Below are 10647 nucleotides of genomic sequence, written 5' to 3' on the forward strand. Positions count from 1 at the left end.
CCCTCTACGTTAGTAGACATAACTGGACTGGACCAGACAAACGGTTGAGCCAAATGGCTTCGTATCGCTTGGTTCGCGGTATGCCATCGATGTCAGCAATCCCGGACATGCCGGGGCGTCCGGCCGATACTGTCTCCACGCAACCAACGACGAGGGGGTTCAGTGGCGGACGAGCGTCGACGGATCCGGCGATCGCTGGCGCGGGTGATCACCGACGACAACCTGGATCTCTACGTACTGGGCACCGTCGCCTTGGCGTTCACCGTCCTGGGCGCGACCGGGATCTCGGACGTCAAAACGCTTTCCTCCGTGGTGACGGCATTGCTGGCCCTGCTCGCCTTCTCCCAGATCCGCTCGCGGCGGCTGACCGAACAGGTCCGGGATTCGAATCGCGGCGGCCCCGCCGCGCTCTTCGATCCGGAGTTCCCCGCGGATCTCATCTCCCGGCGCGCGGCGGCCTTCGACATCCTGCTCATCGGCCATTCGATGACCAGGACCGTGCAGGGCATGCGCAGCGATATCCGGTCGATCCTCGACTCGGGCGGACGAATCCGGGTACTCGTCCTGGATCCGACCGACGAAGAACTCGTCGCGGTGGCCGATCGCCGAATTTCCCAAAGCCTCGGACAAGGACGGCTGCGGCAGCGGATCCTTGCGACACTGGACGAACTGACGTCCTTGAAGAGCAGGACGAGCGGCAGGCTCGAGATCCGGGTTTCGTCAAGGATCTCGTCCGCGGGCTTCAACTGTCTCGACGTCTCCACCAAACGGGGCCTGGTCTGCGTTCAGCACTACGAATACCGGCCGACCGGTGAAGCGTCTCCGGTGTTCACAGTGGAACCGAAGGACGCGCCGTGGTACCGGCACTTCGCCGACGAGGCGGAACGGCTGTGGGAGGACGGCACCCCCTGGCCCTTGTCCGCCGAGGACCGGCTCGCGCGGGCACGTCGTCCGGTGTTCAGCGAGGACTTCGGCGCCGGACTCGCCGAGGCGATCGACGGCACGAGCGAACTGCTGGTCACCGGGATGGCCCGCAACACCCTGGTGAACAACAGCTACGGCAAGTTCGAAGAACGGTTGCGCGCGGGCGCGAAGATCCGGTTCGTGCTGATCGACCCGCATTCGCCCGCGATCGACACGGCGGCCTCCCGCTACTACGCCGTGCGTTCGCCGGAAAGCGCGCGAGAGCGCGTGCTCCACACGCTGCGGGTGCTGGCCGAACTGCGCCGCTCGACCGGCGGCGACCTCTCCGTCCGGCTCGTCACGCATCCGATCGCGATCGGGGTCATCGCCACCGGCTCGGCGCTGTTCGCCGAGTACTACACCTACCAGGCCGCGGGTGAGCCGAAGTTCGTCCTGCAGCCCGCGGACGGTGCGGCGTACCGGACCTTCCTCGGCGAGGCGGAGGCGTTGTGGAACAGCGCCGAACCGTACGACCTGACCTTGGACGACGTGGAGACGCCGGGCAACTGACCCGGTAACGGTTCGGGAACGGGGCTCGTCCGCTCGATTCTTCTCTCATAGAGTGCCCTCTTTCGCGCCCAGGGGAGGGTTCGTGCACATCCACGCCAGACGTCGATCCATCAGCTTCAGCGGCCGGACGATCACGATCAAAGCCGCGGTCAGCGGGTTCAACGACAAGAAGCACACGTTCAGCCTCGAGAAGGTCACAGCGATCAGGAACTTTCCGCCGACGGCGTTCAAGCCGGGAAGGCTCGTCTTCGAGGTGACCGGCGCGTCCAAGGCGATCGTCGAGGACGTGCCCATGTACGCCGACAAGGTCGACATGAACACCTTCACTTACGGCGGCATGAATTCGAAGCACGTGAAAGAGCTCGAAGCGGCGATCAGGAAGGCGATGAGCGGCTGACCGCGAGGGCGCCGGTCAGGTCCTCTTCGACTTCCGGTTCAGGAACGCCGAAGCCCCGACACCGTGCGCGACGACGCTCGCCAGCACGGTCACCGACATGACGCTCAGCGCGACGTCGGCCGCCTCGCCGTCGAGCGAGTTGAACGCCAGCAGCCCGAACACGATCGACGCCGCGCCGCGCGGGGCCAGCAGGCCGATGGTCATCCGGTCCTTCCACCGGAAGTCCGTCCGCAGCAAGGCGAGCAGCACCGGGATCAGCCGGGCGACGGTCAGCGCGACGACACTGACGAGCACGATGCCCCACGTCAGACCGAACGACAGCACCAGCACCGCGGTGCTGCCGAAGACGAACCACATCAGCAGCCCGCACAGCGAACTGACGTCCTCGGCGAGCCCGAGTTCCTCTTCACCGGGGTGCCGGGCCGTCTTGTACGCGATCCCGCAGATGAACGCGGCGACGAACCCGTTGCCGCCGATCGCGACGGCCGCCGTGTAGGTCAGCAGCGGCAGGGCGACGGCCGCGACCCGCGCGGAATGCCGGGTCGACCAGCCGTGTTTGGCCGTCACGTTCATCGTCACCGCGGCCACCGCCCCGATGACGGAGCCCGCGAGCACGGCCAGCAACGCCGCCGGGATCGCGGCCTGCAGCGCCTCACCCGGCGTGTTCGCCTGGTGATGGCTCCCCGCGAGGGTCAGCGCGAAGATGAAGACCGGCGCGACGACGCCGTCGTTGTACCCGCTCTCGACGTTCAGCAGATGCCGCACGCGTTCGGGCACCCGGACGTCGTGCACCACCGACGTCGCCGGCGCGAAATCCGTCGGGGCGATGATGCAGGCGATCAGCAGGACCGCCGCCCAGCCGAGGCCCGGCAGCGTCAGCAGGCCGACGCCCATGACGATCAGGATCGTCAGCGGCAACGCGATCAGCAGCAGCCGCACCGCCGTTTTCGCGTCGTGGCCGAGGTAACCGCCCTTCACCGCGGTGGCGTCCACGAACAGCAGCAGCGCCAGGATCAGTTCCGCCGCGTTGAGCGCGATCTCGGTGTTGAGCCCGTTGCCGAGGTCGTTGCGGGTGGTGAACCCGATCGCCAGCCCGGCCGCGACCATCGCCATCGGCGCGGTGATCTGCCAGCGCTCCAGCCGTGCCGCGGTCATCGTCCAAGCCAGCACGACGACCGCGCCGACGAGCACGCTCTGGATCATCTACCCGCCCCTCGTTCCCGGTGGACTCCCCTGCCACCGGGAACGAGCATAGAGGCCGGGCGAAGCGCGGCGGTCCACAAAGGAACGTCGATCACACCACCGCGCCGTTGTCGTCCCGCTGCCGTGTCGGATTCGTCTTCCGGATTGGACGTCCGGCCCCGGGCCACCGCTTGTCGAGCAGGATCGCGACGGGGCCCGCGGTGGCCACTGTGGACACCGTGCCGGCGACGAGGCCGAGCAGGAGCGCGAGGGCGAAGTCGGCCAGCGAACCGTCTCCGAGGACCAGCAGCGCCCCGAGGACGAACAGCACTCCGATGCCGGTGTTGATCGTCCGTGGCAACGTCTGCAGGACCGCCGTGCCGACGACGCGCGGGAACGGTTCCTTGCGGCGTTGTCCCCGTACCTCCCGCACCCGGTCGAAGACCACCACCGAGTCGTTGACCGAATAGCCGATCACCGTCAGCAGCGCGGCGAGGAAGACGCCGTCCATGGACTTGCCCAGCCAGGCGAAGATCCCGAGGATGATCAGGACGTCCTGGGCGAGCGCGGCGACCGTGGCCAGGCCGAGCCGCCAGTCGAATCGCACCGCCAGGTAGATCAGCTGCGCCAGCACCGCGAGGCCGAGCGCGATCACCGCCTTGGTGCGCAGCTCGGCGCCGAGACTCGGGCCGATCTTCTCGTCGCGGATCTCGGTGGCGTCGCCCGCGACCCCGGCGACGGCGGTGCGGATCCGCTCGGTGGCGTCTTCGTCGATCGGCTCGGTGCGGACCGAGATGTCCTTCTCGCCGGACATCTGCACGACTGCGCGGGGGAACCCGGCGTCGGAGACCGCGTCCCGGACCCGCTCGACGTCGGCGGGCGCCGAAGTGCTGTATTCGACGACCCGGCCGCCGGTGAATTCGACGCCGAGGTTCGGCCCGGCCACGAACAGGCCCGCGATCGCGGCGATCACGACCACGCCCGCCACCATCAGCCAGCGTTTCGGTTTCCCGAGGAATTCGGGATCGCGGCGGTTCACCCACTGCCGGACCCGACCCTCGTGGGTCAGCCCGGACAGCCGCGGTTTGCGCGCGACCACGCCCCGCATCGTGAGGTGCAGCAGCAAACGCGTGAGCACCAGCGAGATGAACAACGCGACGACGACGCCGATCGACAGCGTCACCCCGAAACCGCGCACCGGACCGGACGCCAGCCAGAACAGCAGGCCCGCGGCGAGCAGGGTGGTCACGTTCGAATCGACGATCGCCGACAACGCGCCGCTGAACCCGCGGCTGACCGAGCGTGGCAGCGAGCCACCCCGTTTGACCGAGTGTTCCTCTCTCGCCCGCTCGAAGACGAGCACGGTGGCGTCGACGGCCATGCCGATGGCCAGCACGAATCCGGCGAGCCCCGGCAGGGTCAGCGTCGCGCCGACGGCGAGCAGCGCGGCATAGGACACGGCCGCGTACGCCACCAGCGCGCCCACGGCGATCAGCCCGGCCAGGCGGTACACCGCGAGCAGGAACAGCGCGGTCAGCGCCAGCCCGATCACGGCGGCGCGGGCGCTGGCGTCGATGGCGGCGGCGCCGAGGGTGGGCCCGACGGTGCGCTGCTCGATGATCTCGACCGGTGTCGGCAACGCGCCGGCGTTGATCAGCAACGCCAGATCCTTTGCCTCGGCCGGCGAGAACCGCCCGGTGATCTGCGTGCTCCCGCCGACGATCCCGACCCCGCAGGCGACCTGCGGGCTCACCTGCGGTGACGAGATCACCTTGTCGTCGAGCGCGATCGCCACCCGGCGGGCGGGATCTCCCGGCGGCGAGCAGGCGGCCTGCCCGGTCAGCCGCTCCCAGGCGCGGCCGGAATCCCCTTTGAAGTCAACCGAAACGAGCCAGCCGCCGCCCTGCGAATCGATCGACGAGCGCGCCTCGTCGACGCCTTCGCCGGTCAGCGCGGCGGGTCCCAGGGTGATCGGCTGCCCGCTCTCGTCGTTGAGCACACGGGAGTCCGCGGCGCCAGTGGCGAGCACGGGATGGAAGGACAGCTGAGCGGTACGGCCGATGACTTCGACGGCCTCGCGTGGATCCCGGACGCCGGGAAGTTCGACGATGATCCGGTTGTCTCCCGAGCGGGCCAGCATCGGCTCGGCGACCCCGAGGGCGTCGACGCGGCGGCGCAGCACCTCGAGCGTCCGGTCGGTGGTCTCCGCGTCGGCGGTGACGGTGGGCGAATCCTTGGTCTCCAGCACGATCTGCGTGCCACCACGCAGATCGAGCCCCAGTCTCGGGGCGGTGGTCAGCAACAGGTACACGGTCGCGGCGAGAACGACCAGCGAGACGACGGCTCGCCCGGTCATGCCCCGCCGCGCGGTTTCGCGCGGCACGAAGTTCTCCTTGGTGATTTCCCGGTTCGGGCGCGCGAACACGCGCCCGTGAGCGTCAGACGGCTACCGGGAAAGGAGGAGCGCGATCACCGAGCGCGAGGCGGTTCGCCGTGCGCGAGGCGGGAGTGGCTTCGTCGTGGAGTTCGCTGAGGCGGAGCAGCGTGGTGGACGCGGGCCCGTGCGGGACGGTGCCGAAGAGAGGCAGATCACCGTGACCGTGCACACCCAGGAGCGCGGGTTCGGCGGCGAGCCTGCCCGCGGCGCGCACCGGCGCGACGGCCTTGGAGACCGAGGAATCGACCGTCGCGTTCGCCCCGCGCGACTCGTCCGCCGAAGCGGAACCGCCCGAGTGGAGCGCGAAGAACAGGCCGAGCGCGGTCAGCACGGCGGCGAGCAGCACCGGCACGGCCTGCCTGGCCGTCCTTCGGCTCGCCACCATCATCGACACACTCCCGGGGTTCTCGCCGACACCCTACTGGGATCCGGCCGCCCGCCACAGGCGCGTGATCCCGGCGCGGACGCGCTCCTCCCCCAGTTCCGGCAGCAACGCGGTCAGATGTTCGGCCGCCAGCGGGGCCAGCAGAGCGTGCGCGGCGTGCTCGGGGTCGGGGGTTCCGTCGAGCAGGATCGCGACGTGCCGGTGCCAGAACCGGTAGGCCCCGATGCGATAGCGCGCGCCCGGCGCGGCGGTCTCCGACATCCGCACCAGCGGCAGATGTTCGAGCACGTAGTCGACGTACGCGTCGGCGAAGGCCACCAGCCGGTCGGCCGGTGGAGCGCCCGGGCCCAGCGGCGGCGGCCCGTGCAGGATTCCTTCCTGGAGCAGGCGTTCCCGCGCGTCCAGCAGCGCGACAGCCAGCCCGGCCTTGTCACCGAAGCGCCGGAAGAGCGTTCCCTTGCCCACCCCCGCGGCCGCCGCCACCTGATCCATCGACACCGCTTCGACCCCGTGTTCGGCGAACAGCGACGCCGCCGCGTCCAGGATCGCGGCCCGGTTGCGGGCGGCGTCGGCGCGCTCCTTGGGCGGCGGCGTGCGCAGAAGCTCCAACGAGGTTGCAAAAGCGGACTGCGGTCCGTTATGGTCGTGAGGCACATACGGACTATAGTCCGATTAACTGGAGGTAGCGACATGACCGCACTCATCACCCGTGACGAGCTGAAGGCCGCGATCGACGCGAAGACCGTGACGGTGGTCGACGCACTGGGTGGCGAGTACTACGCCAAGCAGCATCTGCCCGGCGCCGTTCCCCTCGTCCTCGCCGACGTCGACGCGCACGCCGCGACCGTGCTGCCCGATCGCGGCGCCGCCATCGTCACCTACTGCTCGAACCCCGCCTGCCCCAACAGCGGCCAGGTCGCCGACCGGCTCACCGCGCTGGGCTACACCGACGTCCGCAAGTACCGGGAAGGCATCGAGGACTGGGCCGGCGCGGGCCTGCCCCTCGAGTCTCAGGTCTGAGCGGGGACGCGCTCCCGCAGGATCGGGACCCCCTCGCCGTCGAGTTCGGCGAGGTAGGCCGCCCGTCCGGTCATGGCCATGATCAGGGCCAGTGTCGTGCCCGAGACGAGCGGCCCGGACCCGGCGGCGAAGGGGCCATCGGTGGCTTGCAACCGCAGCCCGCCGATGCGCCCCTTCGCCGTCACCACCATGTCCGAGCCCCCGTAGTACCCGGCCAGTTCGGTGAGGACGGGGATCGGGTAGTCGCGCCGAAGGCCGAGCGGACGGCGGATGTCTTCGGCGTGCACGATCGCCTCACCCAGCATCGCGATCTTCGGCAACGGCGGTTTCGTCGTGCTGGTGACGACGCGCCGGAACCGCTCCAGCGTCTCGGCGCCGTCGGCGCCCATCTGCTCGGCGAGCCGCATGGCGACCTGCTTGTCGAAGTCCCATCGGCAGCGGATCACCCCGGCCATCCACCGCAACGGCGTGAGGCTCGCCCCCGCGGTGACATGCGCGAGCACCTCGCGCACCGTCAGCCCGGTACACAGCGACGGCGTCTCCCACTGCTCCTCGGTGAGCTCCGCGAGGTCGTCCGCCAGTGCCGCCCGCTCGACGTGGACCAGCGGCCAGAGCTCGGTCTTCGTTCCTGCATCCGTCATCCGGAACCCTCCAGTCGTCGTTCGTCGAAGGTGAGACTCCCGAGGCGACCCGGAATCATCGGTACGTTGGAGACGATTTTCTCGAGTGGACGAAAGATTGAGGACTGATGATCCAGCGGTGGAACCCGGAGACCGTCGCGGCGCCGATCGGCCCGTACAGCCATCTGGTCCGCGTGCCCGCCGATCACGAACTCGTGGTCGTGTCTGGTCAGATCGGCGTGCTGCCCGACGGCGAACTCGCCGGGCCCGACGCCGAGTCCCAGACCCGCGCGTTGCTCGGCAACCTCGAGCGGCTGCTCGAAGCCTCGGGTGCCGGGCCTGAGCACCTGGTCAAGGTGTTCAGCATGCTGTCCGGCACCGAACACCTCGCCGGGTTTCGCACGGCGATGCGCGAGACCTTCACCCGCTGGTACCCCGAAGCGGACTGGCCCGCCCAGTCGCTGATCGTCGTGGCGGCACTGGCCCGGCCGGAGCTCGTCGTCGAGGTGGAAGCCCTGGTCGCGGTGCCGCGCGCCGTCTAGCAGCGGTTCGGCCCCGGTCCGTGAAGGCCTCCTTGAGGGACTCTGGGTCCCTCAAGGAGGCCTTCACGGACTTCGGTCTAGGACTCCCGGCGCCTCCGTCCGGCGAGGAGCAGCAGCGCGCCGATGGCCAGCATCCCGAACGCCAGCACCGTCATGGTCTTCACCGGTGAGCCGGTCACGGCGAGGCCGGGCGGACGCGGGGTGGTCGGCGGCTGCGGGTTCGGCTTCTCCGGCGGCTGCGGGTTCGGCGGCGTCGGCGGCACCGGGGTGTCCGTGCCGCAGTCGGGGTTCGCCGAACCCGGCGGGCAGTTGCCGCCCGGCGTGTCCGACGTGACGACGTTGCGGAGGCGGTGGTCACCGGTCGCCGGCTTCCGCACGGTGACCGCGTAGGTGACGGTGGCCTTCTCCCCCGGCTTCAGCTCGCCCTTCCAGGTGAGCTTCGGCGCGGAGTAGCTGACCGTGCCCATGCTCGCCTTCGCGGTGCCGTCGAAGGTCGCGTCGTCCAGCACCTGGCTCAGGTCGTCGGTGAACGTCGCGTCGTCCACCACGGCCTGCCCGGTGTTCTCCACCGTGACGGTGTACGTGACGACCTCGCCCGGCTTCGCCTCCGTCTTGTCGACCGTCTTCTTGATCTTCAAGCTGGACAGCGGTGTCGTCGTGCCGCACTTCGGATCCTTGCTGCCCGGCGGGCAGTTGCCGCCCGGGGTGTCGGACGTGATCACGTTGGCGAGTTTGCCGTCGCCGTCGGTCTTGGTGACCTTGACGCTGTACGTGACCGTCGCCGTCTGCCCGATCTCCAGGTCGCCGGTCCAGGTCAGCTTCGGCTCCTCATAGGTCACCGAACCGATCGTCGCCGCGCCGTCCTTCTGGAACACGGCGTCGTCGAGGACCTCGGTGAGGTCGTCGGTGAACGTCGCACCGGTCAGTTTCGTCTTGCCCGTGTTGCGCACGGTCACCGTGTACTTCACGACGTCGCCCGGATTCGCCGTGGCCTTGTCCGCCTTCTTCTCCAGCGAGATCCCGGGCACCGGGGTGACGGTCGAACACGCCGGATCGTCGGACTGCGGCGGGCACGTGCCCGGCGTGTTGGTGCTGACGGTGTTCCGCAGTTCGTGATCACCCGTCACCGGGTTCTTCACCTTCACCGAGTACTTCAGCGTGGTCGTCGCTCCGACCGGCAGATCCCCCACCCACACCAGGTTCGGCGCGGCGAAGGAGAACGTGCCGGCGACCGGCGCAGCCGTGGCGTCGTCGGAGTAGTCGGCGTCGTCGAGCACCTCGGACAGGTCGTCCGTGACCCGTGCGGCGTCCTCGCCGACCAGGGGGACCTTGCCGGTGTTGGTGACGGTCACGGTGTAGGTGACGACGTCACCCGGGTTCGCGGTCTGCTTGTCCGAGGTCTTCTTGACCGTCAGCTCGCGCGACGGCACGTCCGCGACACAGTTCGGGTCGGTCGAATCCGGCGGGCAGTTGTTGCCCGGCGTGTCCGAGGTGACCACATTGGACAGTTTCTTGTCACCGGGGTTCGGGTTCTTGATCTTGACCGTGTAGGTGATGACCGACGCCTGCCCGATGCCCAGCGAGCCGGTCCACGTCAGCTTCGGCGCCGCGTAGGTGACACCGCCGATCGTCGCCGCACCGTCGTTCTGGTAGTCGGCGTCGTCCAGGACCTCGGTCATGTCGTCGGTGAAGGTGGCGCCGACCTGTTCGGTCTGCCCGGTGTTGGTGACGGTGATCGTGTACTTCACCGTGTCGCCGGGGTCGACCGACTTCTTGTCGGCGGTCTTCTTGATGAGCAGCCCGGAGACCGGCGTCGTCGTGCCGCAATCCGGATCGGTCGAACCCGGCGGGCAGTTCCCGCCCGGAGTCTCCGACGTGACCACATTGGACAGCTTCTTGTCACCGTCGCCCGGGTTCTTCACCTGGACCGAGTACGTCACCGTGGCGGTCGCACCGATTTCGAGGTCGCCGGTCCACGTCAGCTTCGGCGCCGCATACGTGACACCACCGATCGTCGCCGCACCATCGTTTCGGTAGACGGCGTCGTCGAGAACCTGCGTCAGATCATCGGTGAACGTCGCACCGGAGATCTTCGTCTGGCCGGTGTTCCGCACCGTGACCGTGTACTTCACGACGTCACCGGGGTTCGCGGACTGCTTGTCGACCGTCTTCTTGATCTCCAGACCCGAAACCGGGGTCTCCGTGCCACAGTCCGGATCGGTCGAACCCGGCGGGCAGTTCCCGCCCGGCGTCTCCGACGTCACGGCATTCTTGAGCCGGTTGTCACCGGTGTTCGGGTTCTTCACCTTGACGGTGTAGGTCACCGTGGCGGTCTCGCCGACGCCGAGATCACCGGTCCAGGTCAGCTTCGGCGCCGCATACGTGACGCCACCGATGGTCGCCGCGCCGTCGTTCTGATAGTCGGCATCGTCGAGAACCTGCGTCAGATCATCGGTGAACGTCGCACCCGAGATCTTCGTCTGACCGGTGTTGGTGACGGTGACCGTGTACTTCACGACATCGCCGGGGTTCGCGGATTTCTTGTCGACCGACTTCTCGATCTTCAGGCCGGAAACCGGTGTCGTGGTGCC

Annotated in this window: 9 protein-coding genes and 1 pseudogene; 4 read left to right on the top strand and 6 right to left on the bottom strand. The window is 68.8% G+C overall.

Annotated elements, in window-relative coordinates; genetic code table 11:
- Positions 1-162 precede the first annotated feature (162 nt).
- Together ED92_RS43380 and ED92_RS18390 are read left to right on the top strand one after the other, a co-directional pair.
- Complete coding sequence (locus ED92_RS43380; protein ID WP_235213311.1) at positions 163-1473, top strand: hypothetical protein; 1311 nt, start codon at positions 163-165, stop codon at positions 1471-1473.
- Positions 1474-1555: 82 nt separating this feature from the next.
- Positions 1556-1870 (top strand): hypothetical protein, encoded by a 315-nt coding sequence (locus tag ED92_RS18390; RefSeq protein ID WP_037339588.1) that lies wholly within the window; start codon positions 1556-1558, stop codon positions 1868-1870.
- A 15-nt stretch (positions 1871-1885) separates the two neighbouring features.
- On the opposite strand, the gene ED92_RS18395 is transcribed toward ED92_RS18390, so the two are convergent.
- The 4 genes from ED92_RS18395 to ED92_RS18410 form a co-directional block, all read right to left on the bottom strand.
- Positions 1886-3073 carry a sodium:proton antiporter gene (locus ED92_RS18395; RefSeq protein ID WP_037339590.1) on the bottom strand — a complete coding sequence of 396 codons (1188 nt, stop codon included), beginning with the start codon at positions 3071-3073 and terminating at the stop codon, positions 1886-1888.
- Between the two features lie 91 nt (positions 3074-3164).
- Positions 3165-5435, bottom strand: coding sequence for a protein translocase subunit SecD (secD, locus tag ED92_RS18400; RefSeq protein WP_052120747.1), 2271 nt, complete (start codon positions 5433-5435; stop codon positions 3165-3167).
- Positions 5436-5490: 55 nt separating this feature from the next.
- Positions 5491-5877, bottom strand: a complete 387-nt coding sequence (locus ED92_RS18405; RefSeq protein ID WP_235213312.1) for a hypothetical protein — start codon at positions 5875-5877, stop codon at positions 5491-5493.
- A gap of 30 nt (positions 5878-5907) precedes the next feature.
- The gene (locus tag ED92_RS18410; RefSeq protein WP_037339592.1) at positions 5908-6483 is read right to left on the bottom strand and encodes a TetR/AcrR family transcriptional regulator; all 576 of its coding nucleotides are present in this window, start codon (positions 6481-6483) and stop codon (positions 5908-5910) included.
- 81 nt (positions 6484-6564) lie between these two features.
- On the opposite strand from ED92_RS18410, the gene ED92_RS18415 reads away from it, so the two are divergent.
- A complete protein-coding gene (locus tag ED92_RS18415) occupies positions 6565-6894 on the top strand; it encodes a rhodanese-like domain-containing protein (RefSeq protein ID WP_016335231.1) in 330 nt (109 codons plus the stop codon).
- On the opposite strand, the gene ED92_RS18420 is transcribed toward ED92_RS18415, so the two are convergent.
- Positions 6885-7535: a maleylpyruvate isomerase family mycothiol-dependent enzyme gene (locus ED92_RS18420; protein WP_037339596.1), complete on the bottom strand. Its 651-nt coding sequence runs from the start codon at positions 7533-7535 to the stop codon at positions 6885-6887. The genes ED92_RS18415 and ED92_RS18420 overlap by 10 nt on opposite strands.
- Before the next feature lie 107 nt (positions 7536-7642).
- Between ED92_RS18420 and ED92_RS18425 the strand changes: the two genes are divergently transcribed.
- Positions 7643-8056 carry a RidA family protein gene (locus tag ED92_RS18425; protein ID WP_037339597.1) on the top strand — a complete coding sequence of 138 codons (414 nt, stop codon included), beginning with the start codon at positions 7643-7645 and terminating at the stop codon, positions 8054-8056.
- 77 nt (positions 8057-8133) lie between these two features.
- On the opposite strand, the pseudogene ED92_RS18430 reads toward ED92_RS18425, so the two are convergent.
- Positions 8134-10647 (bottom strand): annotated as a pseudogene (locus tag ED92_RS18430) (DUF11 domain-containing protein); the annotation flags it as partial.

The sequence above is a fragment of the Amycolatopsis sp. MJM2582 genome, from assembly GCF_000754115.1.
In the GTDB taxonomy this organism is placed as follows: Bacteria; Actinomycetota; Actinomycetes; order Mycobacteriales; family Pseudonocardiaceae; genus Amycolatopsis; species Amycolatopsis japonica.

Coding starts and splice junctions, on each gene's coding strand:
- ED92_RS18395 (WP_037339590.1), bottom strand. CDS start 3,073: ATGATCCAGAGCGTGCTCGTCGGCGCGGTCGTCGTGCTGGCTTGGACG.
- ED92_RS18405 (WP_235213312.1), bottom strand. CDS start 5,877: ATGATGGTGGCGAGCCGAAGGACGGCCAGGCAGGCCGTGCCGGTGCTG.
- ED92_RS18415 (WP_016335231.1), top strand. CDS start 6,565: ATGACCGCACTCATCACCCGTGACGAGCTGAAGGCCGCGATCGACGCG.
- ED92_RS18420 (WP_037339596.1), bottom strand. CDS start 7,535: ATGACGGATGCAGGAACGAAGACCGAGCTCTGGCCGCTGGTCCACGTC.
- ED92_RS18425 (WP_037339597.1), top strand. CDS start 7,643: ATGATCCAGCGGTGGAACCCGGAGACCGTCGCGGCGCCGATCGGCCCG.